We start from the raw sequence: 21,646 nt of genomic DNA, 5'->3' as shown, positions 1-21,646 counted from the left end.
TCTTATATCACTAATACAATTGATAATCATTTTTCTGGACTATTCGCAATTATCTACCTTGTTATACTCAATGTCGGCTATGTGACCATCCGGTCGAATCAAAACGGTATCTATATTTTTTAACTTGGGATCTTGTATTTCTCCTACTATCACCTTTATGTGTGAATCAATATTTATTTTATTTATCTTATCTATATAAGAAGGGTGTATTAATAAGATAAATTTACCATCCTGCATTAATTCAAAGAGTCTATAACTTTTCTTATTTAGAGAAGAAATAGTGAGATTTGTACATCTTTTTCCTATCAATGGATGCCTTTCTGTATCGTGCATCGACGAATACATTATCCCTAAGCCACTTACTCTTTCAGATAAATCGTGATTTATCTCGGGGTATGTAAGTAGGTGCGAAAATAAATCCCTTAATTCCATTCCTGCGTTTGAAAAGTTTATCATTAATTGTTCTTGCGCTTGTACTTCCTTGAAAAATTGTTTTCCCACAGCATGTCTTTCAATATGATAACTTTCTAATAGGCTTTCATATTTTTTTTGTTTTATTGCGAGTCCTAATTTCCAGCCTATATTAAAAGCATCTTGTAGACCTACATTTAAACCTTGTCCTCCAGCAGGGAAATGAATATGTGCTGCATCCCCTGCTAAGAATACACGCTTATGTTGATAAGTATTTGCTAGTTTGGTTGCATTACCAAAACGAGAAAGCCATATTGTGCTCTTAATTTGAAGATGTTCACCTGTAATACTATAAATACTATCTATAAACTCTTTTTTTGTAACAGCAACATGAACAGGTATTGTCTGATTTTTAGGATCAACAATTGCAAAACGAAATACATCAGGTTTAATAGGTACCATCATTAATATCCCATTTATATTAGAAGTAGATAAAAATGGAGTATCTGGTATATCTTCTAAAATAACATCACCTAATATAGCAGTAGTTGTTGTGTTTGTTCCATTAAACGGTATATTTGATAATTCACGAACTATACTTCTTGCTCCATCAGCTCCTATTACATATGGAACTTCTATTTTATATATTGTTTCTCTTTGTTCTATTTTTAGTTGTACGAATGTTTCATATTGTTTTAAGTCTTTCAGAGTATGCCCGCGTTTAATGACTACACCTAATTCTAATGCATGTTCTTCTAATATTTCTTCTGTAATAGATTGGGGAATAAAAAGTGTATATGGAAAATCAGTATTTAAATTTTTAAAGTTTAATCTTGTATCTAAGGCAGCAAAATGACTTGTATTTAATTTCTTTCCTCTAGCTAAAAATCTATCTGCAATACCTCTCATAGCCATCAATTCTAAGGAGCGGGGGTGTAGTGTGAGTGCTCTAGAATTTCGTACCCTGTCTAATCTTCTCTCTAAAACAACAACTTTTACGCCTTGGATAGCTAATTCACATGCTGCCATAAGTCCAACTGGACCACCACCAACTACCGCTACATCATAATAATTGTCCATATCATGCCCTCCATTTATTTAATTGTTTAAGAGCTAATGTGAAAAATTGTAAATAGATTTATAAATGCTATCTATTGTACATATATAAGTATACTTCATTTTAGTTTCCTTAGAAACTAAAATGAAGTTCCTAGGAGAAGTCTACATAGTAAGTGTGTAGTTAAAGCTATATAGCGTGTCTACAGCAGTAGCCATTGGGTAGCATTGATATGTAATGGCGTTTGCATTAAAAGCTGCAGCTTCTTCTGCTTGTGCTATTTTTGCTAAAAATGCTACTGTTGTAGTTCCATGTGGGAGTTGTAAAGGTCTTTCCGCTATTCGTAGTTTTAATGAAGTAGTAGTGGTTTTAACTCGACTTCAAATAATTCGCTTTCAATTTCATTAAGTGCATACATTGATACAGGATGTGGAGAGGTATTAGATAAGACTTGTGATGAAAGAAGTTCTCCTGATGATGAGTAAAATGTAACAAACACTTGTGAAAATGGAGGGACCATAATGATTACACGGCCAGTTTTTTGTAACGTATTAACCAACTCCAAAATAATATAGTTTTATAAAAATCAAAAAACAATAGATAAATATAAAGATATTATTATGGGTACTTTTCCGATAGTGAATTAAGAAAATTAATAAACTCTTTATTTTATTGTAAATAATGTAAGAGCACACAAATATGCGTGCTCTTAGAATAGAAAGGTAGTTTTCTATGAGTAGGGAGTCCCCATACAATAAAATATGCTTGTCCAATTTAAATGTGAGAAGTTTTTTAATAAAAACGCTATTTGGTAAGTCTATGTAAAAAAACGTCTTGTACAGGCACTCTTTGCAAAGTATTTTGTCTGCAGTCATAATTTTTAAAGTTGATGAGAGCTGTTATCCGACTAATAAAACTAGCCATTAAGCTCCCAAAAAAGAAACCCCATCGACCAGTTACTAGAGCGACAGTTAAGAAAAGAGTGGTATTAAAATAATCATTATTCAAGATGTTCCTTTATATGAAGTGAATTCCGAAAACAGGACACAATTGTAGTCCATCTATCACTTATGATTGCTGTTAATTATATGGAGCATGTAGAAATAGGATTGTAGAAAGTCCTGATATTTGTGCATATTCCACTTCAGATTATTATACCGGTAATTTATATCTGTTATTGCTATAATTCGCAAAAGGATACATTCATAAGGGGATATTTTAAAGGATTAGCGGTGATCAATATATATATAGTGTTAAATGCAGTGATGATGTTTTACTATGACTATGAGATAACCCGTATTTTTCTAGTCATAATAAAACCACATCTCAAATTGTCGACTGTATGTCTAACAACTAGGATGCGGTTCAATTAATAAAAAGTGTCCGAGTTAAATATAAGGTAAAAAGTATAGGATACTTTTGTTATAAAGAGTATTTATAGATGAATGTTATTGTTTTTTACTTTTGAAAGATTTGAGGTTCTAAATTACGAGTTGTTGGAGTACCTCTAATATAAAATTTCAATAGAAATATTGAACTACTAATATGAATGTATCAGATTTAATAAAGATGGTAATGTTCTGTTAGTCATGTAATCTTTTCATTTGATGATCTTTTCCCCATTCACATAGTTCATCCATAATTTGCATTAAAGATTTCCCGTATTCGCTTATTGTGTACTCAACCTTTGGTGGTACTTCTTGATATACAGTACGATGGATAATCCCATCAGCTTCAAGTTGCCGAAGTTGTTGAGTCAGAACTTTTTGCGTAATGTTTGAGATTTCTCTTCGGATTTCATTTGTTCGCATTTTTCCATCCATCAAAACACATAAAATATGAACTTTCCATTTTCCGCCGATTACATCGAGTGTCGTTGCAATTGGGCAGTCTTCATTTTGATTCATATAACACCTCCACAGGTACTTTAAGGTTCCTATAGCACTTTAAAGTACGTACTTTTCAATTATATGTGACTCATTCATACTAATACGTAAAGGGTTGATTAATTTATAAAGGGGATGGAAGATGATGAAAACACTTGTAATTGTAGCACATCCTGATATTGAAAAATCAAAAATTAATAAAAGATGGATTGAAGAAATTGAGAAATATTCGGATGAAATTACGGTGCATGAATTGTATAAAGTGGCACCGAATTGGGAGTTTAATGTGGAAGAGGAACAAAAGTTGTTAGTAGAACACGACCGATATATATTTCAATTTCCACTCTACTGGTACAGCTCACCACCATTATTGAAAAAATGGTTTGACGATGTATTAACATATGGATTTGCGTACGGATCAAAAGGGGATAAAGTGAAGGAAAAAGAGTTTGGTGTAGCTATTTCTATAGGTGGATTAGAAAAAGACTATGAAAATAGCGGAATTACAATGGATGAGTTAACGAAACCATTTCAAGCTACTTGCTTATATACAGATATGAAATTTATACCTTCATTTTATTTATATGGTGCCGAATATAAATTAAGTGATGAAGAGATTGATAAAAGTGCACCGGAGTATGTGCGCTATGTGATGAATAAGGAGTATTCTAATATATAAGAGGCAATAGCCATTTACTTGTTAAGTAGATGGCTATTTTTAGTGAATTTATATTCACTAAGTGTAATCTTTAGTAAATTAATAGTTAATCTGGTAAAATAAAAAACCTAACATATATAAAGGGGAGTTTTACTTGAGAACGATGCAAAAATTATTACAAAAAAGAGCAATGCAATCACCAAATTTGGAAGCGCTTGTAGGCGGAGAGAAACGGTATTCGTTTCAGCAGTATAATGAACGAGTAAATCAGCTTGCACATTATTTGTTACATAATGGTGTGCAAAGAGGCGATCGTATAGGAATACTATGCAAAAATAATCACCTGTTTCCAAGCGTTATGATGGCAAGTTTAAAAATTGGAGCGGTATGTATTCCGCTAAATCATCAGCTTACTGTTTATGAACTAGAAACGATTGTAAAAGAAGCGAAATTAAAAGTGTTAGTTATTGATGAAGAATTTAGTGAAGTTTTATTAAAGATTGATGCTGTTAAAGAAATTCCTTATGTAATGAAAACGACAGAAGAAGGTTTTGGTTCGTTTGAATTAACATTACAAGAACAGCCAAGTACAGAGCCGAACGTAGAAGTTCATGAAGATGATGATGCGATTTACTTATTTACTTCAGGAACGACTGGACAGGCAAAAGCATGTGTAATTGGACATAAAAACTTACATCATTATTTTACTGAAATTGCGGGGCAAAGAGAATTTCCTGCAGGTGAACGCTTTTTATCCGTGCATCCATTATTTCATATGAGTGGCGTGCTTTCTATTTTAAATTGTATTTATCATGGTGTTACGATGATTTTCTTAGCTGATTCGAATCCTACTCTAATTTGGGATAAGATTGAAGAAGAGAAAATTACGACGATGCTTGCGTTCCCAGCTGTTTATAGCTACATGCTGGATGAGCTAAATAAAAAGGAACGAAACATTTCAACTTTTAAAGTAGCGCAAAGTGGTGGTACAAAAGTGCCAGAAACCCTCATTCAAAAATATATGGAAAAAGGAATATATATGGTGCAAGGATATGGGAGTACAGAAGGTTGGGTTGTAACTTCATGGCATCCAATGATGGGAAAAGAAAAGATGTCTTCTGTAGGGAAAACACTGAAACATGTAGAGCTGAAAATTGTTCATCCAGAAACAGGTGATGAACTAACAACAAATGAAATTGGAGAGATTCATGTAAGAAGTCCATACATGTTTAAAGGGTATTGGAATAATGAAAAGGCGACAAAGAAGGTAGTAAAAGATAGTTGGTTTAACATGGGCGATGCTGGCATGATAGATGATGACGGATTCCTGCATATTATGGGAAGATATAAAGACGTTATCATACGCGGTGGTGACAACGTATATCCAGATCAAGTAGAAGATGTTATTCATGAAATACATGGTGTTTTAGAAGTTGCAGTAGTTGGGGTTTCAGATGACTTTTGGGGAGAGATTCCGACAGCGTACATTGTAAAAGACATGCAAACGTCTTTAACGGAAGAAGAAATTATACAGCATTGTAAAGGGAAATTAGCAAGTTATAAAATACCCGAAGTTGTATTTATGGAAAAATTACCGAAAAATGCTTTAGGGAAAGTGTTGAAGAGGGAATTAAGGGAAGATGTACTTGTAAAATAAAAAGTTATTAGATGATGAGAAATCCAGTTATGCAGTGAGCATGACTGGATTTTTACTTGTAAAGAACATAATAATTTACTAGATTTTGTATTTCTTGTAAGATAATAAAGAATATTCAATCATTAATTAAAGGAAGAGATATAAATGAAGCTGCCGCTATTACAAGTAGAGACAGAGAGACTTATGATTCGTCAGTTCCAAAAAAATGATTATGAAAGTTGGTTAGATGGATTTCGAATGCGGTTACCAGCTCAGTATAAATACGATGATGGCTATCATGATATGTCGTCTTCAACAAAAGAATGGTTCACGGAATGGATAAGAGGTTTTGATGAAGCAGCGCATCGAGATGAGATGTATGTATTAGGTATTTTTCGTAAAGAAGATGGGGCTAATATTGGAAAGCTAGAGCTAATAAAAATTTTACGTATGGACTATCAATGGGCGATGATGGGCTATTCCATACATAATCAATACTGGAAAAATGGATATGGCATGGAAAGTGTGAAAGCTGCGTTATCGTTATTTTTTAATAGTCATCATTTTCATAGAATTGAATTACATATACATGTTGATAATGAGCCATCCATTCGTCTTGCGGAACGAGCAGGTTTTTCTTTTGAATGCAAGAGAGAGGCGTTTTCTTTAGAGAATGGTAAGTGGATGGATTTTCTTATTTATTTTAAAAATAAGGAGATGGAAAAATGAGAGTTCTAATTACAGGTGGAAATCGTGGATTAGGGTTACAGTTAGTAAAAGTATTTCATGAACATGGGCATATCGTTTATCCGTTAGTTAGAACTGAGGTTGCGGTTACGCAATTGAAGCAAATGTTTAGTTGTAGATGTTTTCCTATAATGGCAGACTTATCGATTGATGAGAGTACGGAGCGAATTAAGAACCAGCTTAAGGAATATACGGAGCATATTGATCTAGTTATAAATAACGCTGGAATTACTGGAAAGGAGACTGAGATTTTACATACGAATTCAGAAGAGTTAACAGACTTATTTAATATTCATTGCTTAGGTGTAATTCGAGCTGTAAAAGGTACCTATGTGGCTTTAGCTAAATCGGATCATCCGAGAATAATAAATGTGTCCTCTCGATTAGGATCATTACATAAAATGGCGAACAAAGAATTTCCGCAAGGTCAGTTCTCATATTCCTATCGAATTGCTAAAGCTGCACAAAATATGTTAACACTCTGCTTACAACAAGAGTTTGAGAATAAAGGAATTCGTGTAACGGCAATTCATCCTGGGAAATTAAAGACTGACATTGGTGCCTTTGATGCGAATATGACTCCGGCTGAAGGAGCGCAAAATATATTTGATTGGGTAATCGATTCAAATGAGGATGTTTCAGGGAAGTTTATTGAGCCGGGTGTAGGGGAATTGAAGTGGTGAAGTACGATCTTACAGTTGTTCAAAGTTTATTTGGTCCTTCAAAAAAAGTATTAAATGGTTTACCAAATGCAGTAACGATTGAAGAGATAGAAGAAGATATTTTTTATAACGTACAAACTTATAAAGAGAAGATAAGTAGATTTGAAGAAATTTGTTTTAACTGGGAGTTAAAAAGAGCGAGTATTGTATTAAACAAAAGGTTTAGTAGTTATAACTCAAGTGCGAGGGTGTTACTTGATGCGGATTTTTCTTTACATGCAGCAAAGATAGAAGTGTGTAGAGGGTTAGACAATGTAGAGGCGCTTAACAAACGATTTACATACGGTTCAATAGAAGAGACGTTATCGGAAAAAGAATTTAAATGCATTTGGGAGCAATGTATGGCGGATTCAGGAAATCAAACTTCAATTTTAAATATTGATGAGCATTTTTATTCAGTGCAAACGGAGATAGGTAAAGGTTGGGAAAAGTCATGCATTGTTTTTTATAATGAAAATGATCCAATTGGTTTGTCCATACCGCATATAGAGTCTGGAACGGAAAATGAAGGACGATTATTTTACTTTGGGGTAATGCCTCATTATCGTGGGAAAGGAATCTCTTCCCAACTGCATCTTCAATCGTTACATATGTTAAAGGAAATGGGTGCTACTTATTACATCGGAAGCACACATACTTCAAATGAAAAGATGCAGAAGATATTTTGGAGAAATAATTGTTCGGTGAAAACGGAGATAGAGCTTTATTATAAAATTTTTAAAGAAGGTTAGGAGAAAAGAAAATGAAGAACATAAACGTATTTCATTACGACGCATTTACGAATAGACCAAATATGGGTAATCCAGCAGGTGTTGTATTAGAGGCAGATGGATTAATGGAAGAGGAGATGCAGCATATTGCTGAAAAAGTTGGATTTAACGAAACGTCTTTCGTTCTTTCTTCAGAAGTAGCAGATATAAGAATGCGCTATTTTACACCTCGTTTTGAAATGGATGTATGTGGTCATGGGACAGTTGGGACAATATTTGCCTTGCGTGAAAGAGGTTTATTAGAAGAGAAAACAAATTTTACGATTGAAACGAAGGCAGGAATTTTACCAATACAAATAGATGTAAATGATAAGGGAGAAGCCTTTATTAAAATGAGGCAGGCAGCACCTCAGTTTAAAGATTTTGCAGGTTCAAAAGGTGAATTAGCTCATAGCATTGGTTTGGACGTAAAGGATTTAGATGTAAGTTTACCGATTGTATATGGAAGTACGGGGAACTGGACTGTAATTGTACCGGTGAAAAATCTAGATGTATGTGAGAAGATGAAGCCTAACAATGAAGTGTTTCCATCGGTATTAAAAGAAATACCTAACGCTTCTATTCATCCAGTTTGTTTAGAAACTTATGATGAGCAGGCACAAATGCATGGGCGCCATTTCTCATTGGCTTATGCGGGAACGATTGAAGATCCAGTGACAGGAACGGCTTCAGGTGTGATGGGAGCGTACTATGCGATGTATGTGGAGAAAGATTTTGACCATGAAATGGAGTTAATCGTTGAACAAGGACAGGAAATGAATAAAGATGGTCGTGTAACCGTATATGTAACGAAAGATGGAGAAAATAAGAGATTACAAATAGATATTGCTGGAACCGCGGTGTATGTGAATGAGTTTGAAGTTTCAATATAAAAGAAGAAAGCCCGGCATATAGCCAGGGCTTTACGTTATCTGTTCAACACTTCAATATACGAAGCATCTCCAGTCGTTCTTAAAGCAGAGCGGAAATTGTTGTTTTCTAATGTTTTAGCGACTTGTTGTAACTGCTGTGCATCATCATGATGGATAAGTAAGCTGTCAGCACCGCTTTCTTCTATATGAATGTGTTCGACATTTCCAATGGCATCATGTACTGCTTTTAAAAATTCAGGTTTCATATTGTCCTCCTAATAGGTATGTAACGTTGTTGTTAGTATTTCCTTATTTTTGAAATATAAAAGTAAATGATTTTTTGTTATATTAAGATTTTGGAAGGGGTTTCCTATCCGTTTGTCAAATAATAGTAAAGTTGTCTTTTGAATTGAGGGAATCTTCGGAATTAAATGGTGAGGGAATGGACATTTCAATAATTGCTGCACAACTAGTTAAGGAGAAAGTTATTTCACATGATCCAAATAGCGTAAAAGTGTTGAACGGAGGAACGACAAGTACTGTATATTTGTTGGACGAAAAATATGTAGTAAAGCTGAATGAAGCGGAAGTAATACGTGAAGAAGCTAATTTTCTTTCTTTTTATGAGGGGAATACTTTATTTTCAAAGCTTTTGTATAAGGAACCTTTACATACATATTTCGTGTATTCTTTCCTTGAAGGTAATACTTCGTGCGAACAAGGATATAAACGAAGTACGCTTCGTACACTTGTAAAAGAAGTTATCAATAAGTATAAAATGGTTCCAGAGGCAGAAGGCTGGGGATGGAAAGAGAGTCCGGTTCAAACTTGGAATGAATTTTTAACGACAAATGTGATGGAAGCTTATGAAAATGTAAGACGTTACATAAGTGAGGAAGATTATAGAATTGTTCTAAAACTAGCAAATAGGGGTGCCGGAGTAAATCAGCCCTTTTTATTACATGGTGATTTCGGATTTCATAATTTTATATTTCGAGAGAATAGGTTACATGGGGTAATTGATCCGTTACCTGTTTTAGGAGATCCTTTATATGATTTAATTTACGCGTTCTGTTCAACTCCAGAAGATATAACAAAAGAAACGATTGATTATGTGATGAAACAATGTGTATTTCATAAAACAGAACGAGATTTATACGAAGAAATAGTCATAGGATTATATTTGCGTATAGATACATGTGTAAGACACCACCCGAAAGATTTAGAAGATTATTTAGTAGCTTGGCGTTATTGGATGGGCGAAATTGAGCCGGCATTATAGTACAAATAGTTTGGGGGAGATAGTGAAATGAACATAGCAGAAGCAAAACGAGATTTAGCACAAAGAACGAAAAAAGGATTTCCAGTTATAATAGCTGGTATTTTATTTTGGGTTATAGCGAGTATAACGGGTGTTTTTCTTTCAGAAAAGCAAGTTGTGTGGGTGTATTTAATTGGTATGGGTTGTGTGTTTCCTTGTGGCTTAATGATAGCTGCCGTATTAAAAATTGACATGTTTGCGAAGGGGAATCCGCTAGGGACTTTAGCTGGATTAATTGGCGGGATAAATGTATTAAATATTCCGTTTGTGTTACTTGCCTATTTTCAATTTCCAGAGTGGTTACCTTTTGTAGTAGCGATGTTAATAGGTGTTCATTTTGTACCGTACGTATGGATTTATGAAAGTAAAAGTTATGGTTTACTGTCAGTAGGGACCGTATTCGTAACGTCAGTTTGCGGGATTCTTTTTGCTGACAATGGATTTACTGTAATTCCAGTGTCAGTTACAGTTGTCTACTTACTAACTCTAATAGGTTTAGTAATTGAAAATAAAAAAATAGATCATTATCAACAAAAATCAGCTTAATAAAAATATAGGGATAGGGGGAATTATTATGAAAAATTTCGTTTGTACAACGTGCGGCGTACAGTATGCAGCGGGTGTGGAAGAACCGGTAAGTTGTGTTATTTGTGATGAGGAGCGACAATATGTGAATCTGAAAGGGCAGTGTTGGACGACTTTAGAAAACTTGCGAACGATTGATACATATAAAAATGAAATGATAGAAGAAGAGCATAGACTTTATAGCATTACGACAAAACCGAAATTTGCGATCGGTCAAACAGCATTTGTCGTAAAAACGGATTCCTATCGTTGATTATGGGATTGCATTACTTATTTAGATGAAACGACAATTGAGAAGATAAAAGAGTGGGGCGGGTTAGATGCGATCGCACTATCTCATCCTCATTATTATTCAACGCAAGTAGAATGGGCAGAAACGTTTAATGTACCAATTTATATACATGAAGACGATAAAGAGTGGGTAGTACGCCCGAGTAGTCGTATTATTTACTGGTCTGGTGAGTCTTTACAATTAGCGGACGGAATTACTATTCATCGTCTCGGAGGACATTTTAGCGGCGGTTCTGTATTACATTGGGAAGAAGGAAATGATGGGAAAGGTATTTTATTAACAGGTGATATTATTCAAGTTGTAGCGGATCAGCAGTGGGTGAGTTTCATGTACAGCTATCCGAACTTAATTCCATTACCGGCGAGAAAAGTGGAAGAAATGGCGAATCGAGTGAAGCCATTACAATTTAATCGTTTATATAATGCTTTTCACGGAGTAGTGAAAGAAAATGCAAATGAGGCAGTGGAACGTTCTGCTGAAAGATATATTAAGGCGGTAGAAGGAAAGTTATTTCGTACGTAAAAGGAGAATTAGCTCTATGAAAACGTTAGTATGCTTCGGTGATAGTATTACAGCTGATGAAACGTTTTTTGATGGAACGCCGAGATTAACACCGCGTTTGCAAGAGATGTTTCCAAATTGGAAGGTGGTAAATGCGGGGGTTCCGGGTGATAATACGTTCGATGCGTTACATAGGGTTGAAGATGATGTACTATCACATAAACCAGATTTTGTCACAGTTTTTCTTGGTACGAATGATTCGGTATTATTTGATCCAGTACCATTACAAGTATACAAAGACAATCTAGAGAAGATTATAAGTATGATTTCACCAGAAAAAGTATTACTTATTAGTCCTGCGCCAGTTGATGAAGAACGCCAGCATAATAGAACCAATAAAGTACTTGGTCAGTATGCAGACGTAGTAGAGGAAGTGGCAAAGGAAACAGGAAGTTATTTTCTAAATTTATATGCTGAAATGATTCAAGAGCCTCATTATAAAAGATTTGTAGAAGATGATGAAAAAGACGGTTTACATTTTGGACGACAAGGTTATGAATATTTAGCGGAGTTAATTGGTAAAAAGTTAAAAGGGATTTTGTAAGAAGCAAAGTGTGCGCGCTTTGCTTTTTTGCTCGCGTATTTCCTCCTACAATGCTGCTGTGTTCAATGCAGTAGCGTTTAATATGCTAAATATATTTCATAGTAGCACATGTAAAAATGAAATGAATAAAGTGAAATATAAGTAGATCGCACCAATCGAGTTATTATGGGGAGCCTGACTTCGACCTAACTTTTTTGTTCTTGCCAAATTTTGAGGCGGTGCACTCAAATAGCGGGATAAAATGTACTTTAAAGAGGTGGTTAGCCGTAAAACTATGAGACATTCGTACAAAAGAAAATGATTTGGTCCGCTAATGGAATGCATCCAAGACTTAACAGTTGATTAATCAAACTGTAAAGTTTAAAATTACAGTATAGTTTTTAGAAGTGAGTTACCATCGTTTGTAAAAAACAGATAAATTAAATATTGTCGAATAAATAATATAACGTGTATTTCATTCTAAACTGTAATTTTTTTTAATACATTTCAATAATCTATATAATAATTTTAAAAAGTAAAGGAGTGTGTAAAATATGGTGATTTTATATACGACAGCAAGCTGTAGTTCATGCCGAAAAGCAAAAGCATGGCTTGAAGAACATCAAATTGATTATACCGAAAAAAATATCGTATCAAATTCGCTTACAGTTGATGAACTTAAATCCATTCTTCGTTTAACTGAAGATGGTGCTACTGAAATTATTTCAACTAGATCTAAAACTTTTCAGGAATTAAATATAAATATTGAGGCGCTTTCGCTTAATGAGTTTTATAAATTAATAATTGAGTATCCTCAAATGTTACGTCGTCCAATTATGCTGGACGAAAAAAGATTACAGGTTGGTTTTAACGAGGAAGAAATTCGCAAATTTTTACCGCGTAGCGTTCGAACATTTTTGAATATTGAATTGCAAAAAATGGCTAATTAATAAGTAATATTTTGAAAGGAGGAAACAGAAGTGATTGAAGTATGTGTTACAGTTAATTATAAAGATAGAAACTATCATACAAATGTTATTGTGAGTAAAGATACGATTTGGACAAAAATTAAACAATTGGCAGAAGAACAAGTTAAGAAACAGTGGACTGTTTAAATTTAGTTGCAACTTAAAAAGCTAAATGAAGTTAGGAGATATAGGGGAGTTCTGATAGAATATAAAGGGATTTAATTTTTCATGCTAAGCATGCTTCTTATATATTTTAACGTTTGACTAACCTATCTGTAATATTTATGGCTACAGTATGTTACTAAACGAGACATCATATTTTTTATCGTAGGAGGACAACAATGAACAGCGACTTTACTTTGGCCATTCACAGTTTAACTTATTTAGCTTTACAGCCAGATCGGATGTCAACAAGTAATGCTATTTCAGAAAGTGCAGGTGTTCATCCAGTACGCATTCGCAAAGTGCTAAGTTTGTTAAAAAAACATAAGTTTATACAATCAAAAGAGGGAACGGGTGGAGGATTTATTTTTGCCCGTGATTTAAGTGAAATTAATCTTTGGAATATGTATCAAATAACCTCTGAAGGTGCATTGCAACCGAAGTGTCCAGAATCAAATGATCAGTGTATTGTAGGTTCGAACATGCGGAAAGTTCTTTTTGCTATTTTCTTAGGTGCGGAAGAACATCTAGGTGAATATTTAAAGAATTATACAATGAAAGAAGTTGTTGACCTTATTAATCAAGAACGTTAAGCGGCTTAATTATTATGTAGCCGTGAGTTCTTAAAAAATAACTGTAATGAAAAATTTTACAGTTTAAGTTAGTTTTTATATATTGTTTATCGTTACAAAAAATATTTATAAGAAGGTGAAAAAGTATGATGTCAAATAATAATCATGTTTTAAAAGTGGGAGATTGGGTTCGTGGAATATCAAATGAGGGTGAATTCATAGTTGGTTACATTGTATCACTTGATGAAGTGGAAGATGTAGTTACAGTTAGCATTGTGAAACGTGACGATAAGTACACAATGAACGAAGCGATTTTACTCTTTAGTAAACACGTTAACAAACTCCCTGAATTAAAGATAATAAATAAGGAGCAAATCCTTTATCTTATAGACCTTGCATTATTAACAGGGGATGAAGAATGGTTTATTGAGCTTTCTGCAAAATTAAACTCGATAAAAGAGCTAGTTAATGAGGGATTTTAACGTATTATATTATTCGGTTGAATCGTGCAATAATCAATAATATTATCTAAAAGGAAATGAAATAAAACCAATTCATTACAAACATAGGAATATCCCTGAAGAAGAGTTGAAAAAACTACAATTAAGATGACATTGAAGTGATTTGTTTACCCGATCCTAATAATGATGTAAATAAGCTGTCCATATGGGCAGCTTATTTTTTCGTTTAGCTTAGGTTTTGCGAAATATTAGCGGTTCTCTCATTGCCATCAAGTTAAAATATGTATTTTCCTAAAAATGTATATGAATGCAATGCCTATAATATATATCCTGAAAATTGGTTTATACATTTAAAAAGATATTTCTTTTTCACCACGTTAATTATTTATTAGAATATCTTTTTTAGTTTGAAATAAAATTTTTCGATAAAGAAGAATATAAATATTTTTAAAATGAGTAGCTTAAATAAACAATATTTTACTGTATTTTATGCTGATTAATTCCGTTATAAGTGATAGGAACAAGGGTTGCATGCTAACTGTAAAGTATTATCCATGTAAAATTATATCCAATTAATATTTCAGAAAATATAAAAATATTAATTTTATAAATATACACGTTATAATGAGGGCGTCGAGAGAAATTTTATTATCTCTGGAGAAAATATAAAAAATGCGATTACTAGTAAGAAAGGTGTGTGGTTAGAGGCGAAATGTATGTAAAGTGCTTCAGTGGCTTGTGTAATCAATACCATAAATGCTGCCGAAGCTATTAAAGTGATGTATAGAATTGAGAAAGAAATGCCTCATAAATGAAGAGAGGCCGGTTTAACTAAAATTACTGTTACAAGTAATTCAGAGAAACCATTAAAGTAATACATTGTTATTAGAAATGTTGCAACGTATTTATGAAGTCTATTCAATATTGTTCTCTTAAGCGGTCTTTATATAAAGAGCGGATATTACGAGTAAACTTTTTTGTGAACGCTAACATTTATGTTAGGACGCTAACTAACGAATGCTTCAATTTGGATTCATTATGATGAAGGACATACAATGTGGGGCAACTTGTAAGGAATTCATTATCCAAAAAGGTAAATATTTGTTAGCTATAAAGAGAGACGCAGGAATAGATACAAGGGGGAGTTATTATATGAACGGGAATACTGCAAAGAAAATAGAAGTTCAAGCTGAAAATACCGCACTAAAAAATGAGCAATATGCAGATCCGAAAAAGTGGCATAAGCAGGATACTACATGGGCATTGAGTCTATTTGGAACTGCAATTGGAGCAGGGGTGCTCTTTTTACCGATTAATGCAGGTTCAGGTGGTTTATTATCATTACTACTAATTACATTGCTTGCATATCCAGTTATGTATTACTCACATAGGGCACTTGCTAAAATGATATACGCTTCTAATTCTGCTGATGAGGGGATCACAGGTACAATTAGAGAGTATTTCGGAAATAAAGCAAGTATCATTTTTAACATCGTATATTTCGGTTCAATTTATACAATCGTACTAATGTATTCGGTTGCGCTTACAAATACTGCAAGTAGTTTTATCGTGCATCAATTGCACATGCCAGAACCTCCAAGAGCTATTTTATCACTTGTATTAGTTCTTGGTCTTATCGCTATACTGAATTTTGGTCAAGATATTACTGTAAAAATCATGAGTATGCTAGTGTATCCTTTCATAGCTTCTCTACTGTTTATCGCAATATCTTTAATTCCACAGTGGAATACGTCAATGCTTAGCTTTTCAGCTGTTTCTACTGCTTCAACAGGAACAGGATATTTTGGAACGATATTGTTGATTCTACCAATTATCGTATTCTCATTTAATCATTCACCTATGATTTCATCATTTGTTGTGAAGCAGAGAGCTACGTATGGAATAGAAGCTACTGATGCTAAATGTGCGCAAATACAAAAAGTTTGTTATATTATGACATTCGCTGTAGTTATGTTCTTCGTTTGGAGTAGTACATTAAGCTTGACTCCAGAAGATTTAAAAATGGCAAAAGAGCAAAACTTATCAATCCTTTCATATCTTGCGAATGAGCTTAATTCACCTGTAATCACGATTGCAGCTCCAATCATTGCTTTTGTGGCTATTACAAAATCTTTCCTTGGCCATTATATTGGAGCATTTGAAGTAATGCGTGACATGATTATTAAGTTCGGTAAATCACGTGGAAAAGTAATTGAAGAAAAAACGATTAAGACAATCGTCCTTACTTTTGTTGTATTATCATGCTGGTTTGTTGCTTATACAAATCCAAGTATTCTTGGACTTATTGATTCTCTAAGTGGTCCATTAGTTGCTGCTATCTTATGTCTATTACCGATGTATGCAATCAATAAAGTACCAGTACTAGCTAAATACAAAGGGAAAATGAGTAACGTATTTGTTATTATTGTAGGTGTACTTACTGTTTTAGCAAGTATTAAATCATTATTCTAATTCACGATTGTTAGTTCTAATATAAAATAGAACAATTTTGGGACAGGCTTCTCCGTTTGGAGGGTCTGTCCTTTTTTAATGCGAAACAATTTTATCTGATTGATTTTATGTGATATTTCCGCATAATTGTAGCTAAGGGAGATGATTCTAGGTTGAGTAAGCTGAATATTAGCACAACAGTTTCAGGAGATATAATTGTTACCCGTCTTATCGGCAAGATTAAAACAGATGATGTTTATGAATGGTTTAATGGCTTCGAGCAGGTTTGTCAGCAATTCATTTCCGAGGGACGGAAATACAAATTGCTGGTAGATAGAAAAGGATATACGCCAGATCATTTTTCTGTTCAAAAAGCATGGAAAGAGAAGTTTTTCAATGAAACGATTTTGAATCACAGTAAGGCAATTACTTTTCTCCTTGAAGAAGGGGAGATACTGAATTATTTACAACAGTCCAATACAAAAGAAACTGTAAAATTTTCCGATGACTATGAACAAGCATTCCTTTGTTTGAATGAATATCCTATATGAAATTGTTAGTGAACCAGTTGCTTAAGCAACTGGTTTTTTTAGCTTGTAAGTAGTAGCAGGAAGAAAACTTCTATACGAAATGTTTAGCACTAGAGGACATACATTTTTAATGAGTTAAATATAATTCATAATAGCACTAAGAAGAAAAGAGTGCGCTTTACGGTATTAGTTATATGGAAAGGTCGTACGATAGAGTCACAGAAATTGAAAAATATCAAGGTGGCATAAAGTGAGTAAGGGGGATAAAGATATGAGTACTTCAAATTTGAATGAAATAAGTAAGCAAATATTAATAGAAGAGGAAACACTTCAATTTTCCTCTTTTACAAATGAAGATGCACTGCAAATAGGTTTATTTATCGTTGAAACAGCAAAGAAAGAGGGGAAATTGATTGCTGTTGATATAGCGAAAAATGGTGTGCAACTATTTCATTTCAAGATGACAGGGACGACTGCGGAAAATACGCAATGGATTGAGCGTAAAAAACGGGTTGTTTCTTTGCATAATCATAGCTCGTATTATATGCAAATACAAAGTGAACTAAAGGGCGTTCCATATAATGAAAACTATCTTTTAGATAGGTCGGATTATGCTGCGTTCGGTGGCTGCGTTCCTGTCCAAATAAAAGACGTAGGAGTTATTGGAATGATAACAGTTTCAGGATTACCACCAGAAGAAGATCATGAATTAGTTATAAGGGCAGTTAAAAACCATTTGAAGCAATAGTAAAAAGGAAAAAACCGAACAAGAATATGTTCGGTTTTTTCTTTTTATTATTCATTTTATGTAATGAACATGTTTCTAATAAGATGTTGAGGAATAAAAAATCTTTAATTCGAGACACTTTTCTTGACGGTAATAATCTATGTAGTTAATATGATAGACATAAAATAACTTAATTACTTTTGATAATTAAATTATTTTATGTAAGTTATAATGAGTAAGTAGGATGTGGGGAAAATGCTTTGAATTGCCACTATTAATATTGGGGACAATTAGAAAGCGACAAATATAAAAAATTAGAAGTTAAGAAGTAAGGTTGGATCAACAATAATAGTAGCTTCTGTACAATGCATTTTTACTAAGGTGACAATGACTATACATCACGAGGGGGACTGAAATTGGAATCAATGACCTTTGTTTTATTTGGAGCAACAGGGGATTTAGCGAAAAGGAAAATTTACCCTGCGCTATATAACTTATATAGAGATCAAAAGCTTCCGAAGCCAATATCCGTTATTGGGCTTGGAAGACGTGAAGTATCTCATGTAGATTTTCAAAAAAGAGTAAAAGAATCCATAGAAACTTTTTCTCGTCGCAAAGATGAAGGTACTCCGAAAATAGAAGATTTTTTAGAGTATTTTCGTTATTGTCCGTTAGATGTGAATAAGCCAGAAGATTATAAAAGGTTATTACAAGTAGTTCGTGAAAGGGAAGAAGAACAAAATATACAAGGGAATAGAATGTTCTACCTTTCAGTTACTCCTGACTTCTTTGAGACAATTGCTTTAAATATTAAAGAAAGTGGACTGGATAAAACGGATGGATGGAAGCGCCTGATGATTGAGAAACCGTTTGGTCATGATCTTACATCTGCCCGAGAGCTGAATGATAGGCTTAGTCGAACGTTTGAAGAAGACGAAATATACCGTATTGATCATTATTTAGGTAAACCGATGATTCAAAACATTGAAGCACTTGAATTTGCAAATCCTGTTCTTCAATCGATTTGGAATAAAGAACATATTGCGAATGTACAAATAACAGCTAGTGAAACGGTTGGGGTAGAAGAAAGGGCAGCATATTATGATCATGCAGGAGCCATTCGCGATATGGTTCAAAATCATATGTTGCAAATATTAATGATGACTGCTATGAATCTGCCGGAAAAGATAAATGCATGTGAAATTCGTGAGGAAAAACGAAAGGTAATGGAAACTCTTCGTAAAGTGAAAAAAGAAGACGTTCAGAACCATATCATTCGCGGACAATATGCTTCAGGGGAGATAAAAGGACAAGAAGTTGTAGCGTATAGAGAGGAGCCAGGAGTAAATCCTTCTTCTCAAACAGATACATATGTTGCGGCTCGCTTATGGATTGATAACCCATTTTGGACTGATGTTCCTTTTTATATACGAACAGGAAAAAGAATGAAAGAAAAGTCTACTCGTATTGTAATTGAATTTAAAAATACGTTAAAACAGCAATATCAAGAAAGTAATCCAAATGCGGAGCCTAATTTGTTAATCATTGAAATTAGCCCAAATGAAAATGTTTCGCTCCAATTAAATAGTAAAAATCCATTGAACAATGGAGAGCTTGAACCGATTCGTATTCATTTTACTTGTGAGCAAACAGGAGTGGGAATACCGGAAGCTTATGAAAGACTCATTTATGATGCTATATGTGGAGATTCTACATTCTTTGCACACTGGAGAGAAGTTGAATTGTCATGGGAATGGGTGCAGCCAATACTTGAAGCGTTCGAAGAAAACTTGTTACCCCTTCATGAATATAAATCAGGTTCGTACGGTCCAGATGCTGACCATGCTCTATTACAAGAAAGTGAATTTAAATGGTGGTTAGATGAGGGATTGAAAAAATAAGTACATTCTTATAAGTAAAGCAATATGAAAAAAAGATATTCATCATTTTATTAACATGTATTTATGATGAAAGGTAATTCAAGGAGGAATTATATTATGAGAGTAGGATTAATTGGTTTAGGTAAAATGGGATTAAATTTAGGGAAGAATTTAATGGATCATAAACATGAAGTAGCTGCATTTGATTTAAATACGAGTGCAGTGGAAGAAATGAAAGAGTATGGTGCTACAGGTGTATCTAGTTTAAACGAACTAGTTCAATCGTTGGAATCGCCAAGAATTCTTTGGGTAATGGTTCCGCACGCTGTTGTTGATTCTGTTATTAATGAGGTTACACCGCTGTTATCAAAAGGAGATATTTTAATTGAAGCAGGGAATTCACATTATAAAGAATCTATTCGCCGATATGAGCAATTAAAGAAAGATGGTATTCACTTTATGGATGCAGGAACTTCTGGCGGAATGGAAGGTGCTCGTAATGGTGCTTGTTACATGATCGGAGGAGATCAAGAAGCTTGGGACATCGTTGAACCTATTTTCCGTGATACAGCTGTAGAAAATGGATATTTATATGCTGGAAAAGCTGGTAGCGGTCACTTCTTAAAAATGATTCACAACGGAATTGAATACGGAATGATGGCAGCTATTGGTGAAGGATTTGAGGTTTTAGAGAAGAGTGAATTTGATTACGATTATGAAAAAGTATCAAGAGTATGGAACAACGGTTCAGTTATTCGTTCATGGTTAATGGAATTGACTGAAAATGCATTTTCTAAAGATGCAAAACTGGATGAAATTAAGGGCGTTATGCATTCTTCTGGTGAAGGGAAATGGACAGTAGAAACAGCATTAGACCTTCAAACAGCAACTCCTGTTATCGCAATGTCTCTATTAATGCGCTACCGCTCATTAGATAATGATACATTTACAGGGAAAGTTGTAGCAGCACTGCGCAATGAATTTGGCGGACATGCAGTAGAAAAGAAATAAACATTTTAAAAGTATAACTCGTTAACGTTTAAAAAATGGAGGGAATAAATTATGAAGTTTTTTATTGATACTGCAAATCTTGAGGACATAAAAAAGGCATATAAACTAGGTGTTTTAGCTGGCGTTACAACGAATCCTTCTTTAGTAGCGAAAGAGGGCATTAAGTTTGAAGACCGTATTGCAGAAATTTGTCAGGCAGTGCCTAACGTTGAATCTGTTTCGGCAGAAGTAACGCCAGATGCTGTTACAGCCGAAGAGATGATTGCTCAAGCAGAAGAACTGATTAAAATTAACGGTGGCGATGAAAAAGTTACAATAAAACTGCCGATGACACTAGCAGGATTAGAAGCTTGTCGTTACCTTACTGAAAAAGGTGTGAAAACGAACGTTACACTTATTTTCACTGTGAACCAAGCTCTTTTAGCTGCTCGAGCAGGTGCAACGTACGTTTCTCCATTTTTAGGTCGCTTAGATGATATTTCTGAAGATGGCGTACTATTAGTTGCTAAAATCGCTGAATTATTCGATATTCATCTATTAGATACCCAAATTATTGCGGCTTCTGTTAGACACCCAGACCATGTAACTCGTGTAGCGATGGCAGGTGCTCACATTGCAACAATTCCTTATAAAGTCATTGAACAACTTGCTATGCATCCGCTAACAGATCAAGGTATTGAAAAGTTTGCTGCGGATTGGGCGAAAGCGCCTAAGTTATAATGGAGTAAAGTTTTCACAAATTGCTTTTTCACGAGAGGACCAATCTTTATGTAACTTCATCCTGTAAAATAAATCCTGAGTTTGGTACCTTATTACGTGAAAGCAGCGATATAAAAAGACACCATGCATTTTCAAAACAGCACA

23 protein-coding genes and 2 pseudogenes are annotated in these 21,646 nt (G+C 34.1%); 22 read left to right on the top strand and 3 right to left on the bottom strand.

Annotated features, from left to right (window positions below):
* Window positions 1–39: 39 nt before the first annotated feature.
* Window positions 40–1,491, bottom strand: a complete 1,452-nt coding sequence (locus ILS93_RS04510) for an FAD-dependent oxidoreductase (protein ID WP_064475903.1) — start codon at window positions 1,489–1,491, stop codon at window positions 40–42.
* 214 nt (window positions 1,492–1,705) lie between these two features.
* Between ILS93_RS04510 and ILS93_RS04505 the strand changes: the two genes are divergently transcribed.
* Window positions 1,706–1,876, top strand: coding sequence for a hypothetical protein (locus ILS93_RS04505; RefSeq protein ID WP_179876817.1), 171 nt, complete (start codon window positions 1,706–1,708; stop codon window positions 1,874–1,876).
* A 1,175-nt stretch (window positions 1,877–3,051) separates the two neighbouring features.
* Here the strand turns inward: ILS93_RS04505 and ILS93_RS04500 are convergent.
* Complete coding sequence (locus tag ILS93_RS04500) at window positions 3,052–3,375, bottom strand: winged helix-turn-helix transcriptional regulator (RefSeq protein ID WP_064475902.1); 324 nt, start codon at window positions 3,373–3,375, stop codon at window positions 3,052–3,054.
* A 124-nt stretch (window positions 3,376–3,499) separates the two neighbouring features.
* On the opposite strand from ILS93_RS04500, the gene ILS93_RS04495 reads away from it, so the two are divergent.
* The 6 genes from ILS93_RS04495 (at window position 3,500) to ILS93_RS04470 (ending at window position 8,759) form a co-directional block, all read left to right on the top strand.
* Complete coding sequence (locus ILS93_RS04495) at window positions 3,500–4,033, top strand: NAD(P)H-dependent oxidoreductase (RefSeq protein ID WP_142315044.1); 534 nt, start codon at window positions 3,500–3,502, stop codon at window positions 4,031–4,033.
* A 133-nt stretch (window positions 4,034–4,166) separates the two neighbouring features.
* Window positions 4,167–5,669 carry a class I adenylate-forming enzyme family protein gene (locus ILS93_RS04490; RefSeq protein ID WP_064475901.1) on the top strand — a complete coding sequence of 501 codons (1,503 nt, stop codon included), beginning with the start codon at window positions 4,167–4,169 and terminating at the stop codon, window positions 5,667–5,669.
* A gap of 144 nt (window positions 5,670–5,813) precedes the next feature.
* A complete protein-coding gene (locus tag ILS93_RS04485) occupies window positions 5,814–6,377 on the top strand; it encodes a GNAT family N-acetyltransferase (protein ID WP_222660053.1) in 564 nt (187 codons plus the stop codon).
* A complete protein-coding gene (locus tag ILS93_RS04480) occupies window positions 6,374–7,078 on the top strand; it encodes an SDR family NAD(P)-dependent oxidoreductase (RefSeq protein ID WP_064475899.1) in 705 nt (234 codons plus the stop codon). Before ILS93_RS04485 ends, ILS93_RS04480 begins: the two co-directional genes overlap by 4 nt.
* A complete protein-coding gene (locus ILS93_RS04475) occupies window positions 7,072–7,848 on the top strand; it encodes a GNAT family N-acetyltransferase (RefSeq protein ID WP_098102711.1) in 777 nt (258 codons plus the stop codon). The genes ILS93_RS04480 and ILS93_RS04475 overlap by 7 nt, the downstream gene beginning before the upstream one ends.
* A gap of 11 nt (window positions 7,849–7,859) precedes the next feature.
* Window positions 7,860–8,759, top strand: coding sequence for a PhzF family phenazine biosynthesis isomerase (locus tag ILS93_RS04470; RefSeq protein WP_098102710.1), 900 nt, complete (start codon window positions 7,860–7,862; stop codon window positions 8,757–8,759).
* Between the two features lie 35 nt (window positions 8,760–8,794).
* On the opposite strand, the gene ILS93_RS04465 is transcribed toward ILS93_RS04470, so the two are convergent.
* Window positions 8,795–9,004 carry a hypothetical protein gene (locus ILS93_RS04465; RefSeq protein WP_000801653.1) on the bottom strand — a complete coding sequence of 70 codons (210 nt, stop codon included), beginning with the start codon at window positions 9,002–9,004 and terminating at the stop codon, window positions 8,795–8,797.
* A 176-nt stretch (window positions 9,005–9,180) separates the two neighbouring features.
* Here ILS93_RS04465 and ILS93_RS04460 point away from each other — a divergent pair, with 176 nt between their 5' ends.
* From ILS93_RS04460 to fsa, 15 genes and pseudogenes are all read left to right on the top strand, one after another.
* Window positions 9,181–10,020: a phosphotransferase family protein gene (locus tag ILS93_RS04460; RefSeq protein WP_098102714.1), complete on the top strand. Its 840-nt coding sequence runs from the start codon at window positions 9,181–9,183 to the stop codon at window positions 10,018–10,020.
* 27 nt (window positions 10,021–10,047) lie between these two features.
* Window positions 10,048–10,605: a DUF7010 family protein gene (locus ILS93_RS04455; RefSeq protein WP_098102709.1), complete on the top strand. Its 558-nt coding sequence runs from the start codon at window positions 10,048–10,050 to the stop codon at window positions 10,603–10,605.
* 28 nt (window positions 10,606–10,633) lie between these two features.
* Window positions 10,634–11,458: pseudogene (locus ILS93_RS04450) on the top strand (MBL fold metallo-hydrolase).
* Between the two features lie 16 nt (window positions 11,459–11,474).
* Window positions 11,475–12,041, top strand: a complete 567-nt coding sequence (locus ILS93_RS04445; RefSeq protein ID WP_064475893.1) for an SGNH/GDSL hydrolase family protein — start codon at window positions 11,475–11,477, stop codon at window positions 12,039–12,041.
* A 533-nt stretch (window positions 12,042–12,574) separates the two neighbouring features.
* Window positions 12,575–12,970 (top strand): transcriptional regulator SpxA, encoded by a 396-nt coding sequence (gene spxA / locus ILS93_RS04440; protein WP_000236196.1) that lies wholly within the window; start codon window positions 12,575–12,577, stop codon window positions 12,968–12,970.
* Between the two features lie 30 nt (window positions 12,971–13,000).
* Entirely contained in the window at window positions 13,001–13,135 is a 135-nt protein-coding gene (locus ILS93_RS04435) for a BA3454 family stress response protein (RefSeq protein WP_000573513.1), read from the top strand.
* A gap of 194 nt (window positions 13,136–13,329) precedes the next feature.
* Entirely contained in the window at window positions 13,330–13,743 is a 414-nt protein-coding gene (gene saiR, locus ILS93_RS04430; RefSeq protein WP_001083471.1) for an Rrf2-family transcriptional regulator SaiR, read from the top strand.
* A gap of 125 nt (window positions 13,744–13,868) precedes the next feature.
* Window positions 13,869–14,204 (top strand): IDEAL domain-containing protein, encoded by a 336-nt coding sequence (locus ILS93_RS04425; RefSeq protein WP_098102708.1) that lies wholly within the window; start codon window positions 13,869–13,871, stop codon window positions 14,202–14,204.
* 40 nt (window positions 14,205–14,244) lie between these two features.
* A pseudogene (locus tag ILS93_RS29185) lies at window positions 14,245–14,334 on the top strand (DUF3888 domain-containing protein); the annotation flags it as partial.
* A 1,001-nt stretch (window positions 14,335–15,335) separates the two neighbouring features.
* The gene (locus ILS93_RS04420; protein ID WP_064475890.1) at window positions 15,336–16,655 is read left to right on the top strand and encodes an aromatic amino acid transport family protein; all 1,320 of its coding nucleotides are present in this window, start codon (window positions 15,336–15,338) and stop codon (window positions 16,653–16,655) included.
* 122 nt (window positions 16,656–16,777) lie between these two features.
* Window positions 16,778–17,185 (top strand): STAS/SEC14 domain-containing protein, encoded by a 408-nt coding sequence (locus tag ILS93_RS04415; RefSeq protein ID WP_315971432.1) that lies wholly within the window; start codon window positions 16,778–16,780, stop codon window positions 17,183–17,185.
* A 250-nt stretch (window positions 17,186–17,435) separates the two neighbouring features.
* Window positions 17,436–17,912, top strand: coding sequence for a heme-degrading domain-containing protein (locus tag ILS93_RS04410; RefSeq protein ID WP_222660050.1), 477 nt, complete (start codon window positions 17,436–17,438; stop codon window positions 17,910–17,912).
* 395 nt (window positions 17,913–18,307) lie between these two features.
* Window positions 18,308–19,792: a glucose-6-phosphate dehydrogenase gene (gene zwf, locus ILS93_RS04405; RefSeq protein WP_098101614.1), complete on the top strand. Its 1,485-nt coding sequence runs from the start codon at window positions 18,308–18,310 to the stop codon at window positions 19,790–19,792.
* A gap of 96 nt (window positions 19,793–19,888) precedes the next feature.
* A complete protein-coding gene (gene gnd / locus ILS93_RS04400; protein ID WP_088047118.1) occupies window positions 19,889–20,782 on the top strand; it encodes a phosphogluconate dehydrogenase (NAD(+)-dependent, decarboxylating) in 894 nt (297 codons plus the stop codon).
* A 51-nt stretch (window positions 20,783–20,833) separates the two neighbouring features.
* Window positions 20,834–21,502: a fructose-6-phosphate aldolase gene (fsa, locus tag ILS93_RS04395; protein ID WP_000667683.1), complete on the top strand. Its 669-nt coding sequence runs from the start codon at window positions 20,834–20,836 to the stop codon at window positions 21,500–21,502.
* Window positions 21,503–21,646 lie beyond the last annotated feature (144 nt).

The organism is Bacillus sp. 16GRE42 (assembly GCF_019837435.1).
Classification (GTDB): domain Bacteria; phylum Bacillota; class Bacilli; order Bacillales; family Bacillaceae_G; genus Bacillus_A; species Bacillus_A wiedmannii.
Note: the sequence above shows the minus strand (reverse complement) of the source record. Positions and strands in the feature narration are given on the sequence as shown.

Bases quoted from the DNA above. Each gene is read 5' to 3' on its own strand.
- ILS93_RS04485 (WP_222660053.1), top strand. From the start codon at position 5,814: ATGAAGCTGCCGCTATTACAAGTAGAGACAGAGAGACTTATGATTCGT.
- ILS93_RS04495 (WP_142315044.1), top strand. From the start codon at position 3,500: ATGAAAACACTTGTAATTGTAGCACATCCTGATATTGAAAAATCAAAA.
- ILS93_RS04460 (WP_098102714.1), top strand. From the start codon at position 9,181: ATGGACATTTCAATAATTGCTGCACAACTAGTTAAGGAGAAAGTTATT.
- ILS93_RS04470 (WP_098102710.1), top strand. From the start codon at position 7,860: ATGAAGAACATAAACGTATTTCATTACGACGCATTTACGAATAGACCA.
- ILS93_RS04410 (WP_222660050.1), top strand. From the start codon at position 17,436: ATGAGTACTTCAAATTTGAATGAAATAAGTAAGCAAATATTAATAGAA.
- ILS93_RS04425 (WP_098102708.1), top strand. From the start codon at position 13,869: ATGATGTCAAATAATAATCATGTTTTAAAAGTGGGAGATTGGGTTCGT.
- ILS93_RS04505 (WP_179876817.1), top strand. From the start codon at position 1,706: ATGGCGTTTGCATTAAAAGCTGCAGCTTCTTCTGCTTGTGCTATTTTT.
- ILS93_RS04500 (WP_064475902.1), bottom strand. From the start codon at position 3,375: ATGAATCAAAATGAAGACTGCCCAATTGCAACGACACTCGATGTAATC.
- fsa (WP_000667683.1), top strand. From the start codon at position 20,834: ATGAAGTTTTTTATTGATACTGCAAATCTTGAGGACATAAAAAAGGCA.
- ILS93_RS04465 (WP_000801653.1), bottom strand. From the start codon at position 9,004: ATGAAACCTGAATTTTTAAAAGCAGTACATGATGCCATTGGAAATGTC.
- ILS93_RS04455 (WP_098102709.1), top strand. From the start codon at position 10,048: ATGAACATAGCAGAAGCAAAACGAGATTTAGCACAAAGAACGAAAAAA.
- ILS93_RS04420 (WP_064475890.1), top strand. From the start codon at position 15,336: ATGAACGGGAATACTGCAAAGAAAATAGAAGTTCAAGCTGAAAATACC.
- saiR (WP_001083471.1), top strand. From the start codon at position 13,330: ATGAACAGCGACTTTACTTTGGCCATTCACAGTTTAACTTATTTAGCT.
- gnd (WP_088047118.1), top strand. From the start codon at position 19,889: ATGAGAGTAGGATTAATTGGTTTAGGTAAAATGGGATTAAATTTAGGG.
- ILS93_RS04510 (WP_064475903.1), bottom strand. From the start codon at position 1,491: ATGGACAATTATTATGATGTAGCGGTAGTTGGTGGTGGTCCAGTTGGA.
- spxA (WP_000236196.1), top strand. From the start codon at position 12,575: ATGGTGATTTTATATACGACAGCAAGCTGTAGTTCATGCCGAAAAGCA.
- ILS93_RS04445 (WP_064475893.1), top strand. From the start codon at position 11,475: ATGAAAACGTTAGTATGCTTCGGTGATAGTATTACAGCTGATGAAACG.
- ILS93_RS04480 (WP_064475899.1), top strand. From the start codon at position 6,374: ATGAGAGTTCTAATTACAGGTGGAAATCGTGGATTAGGGTTACAGTTA.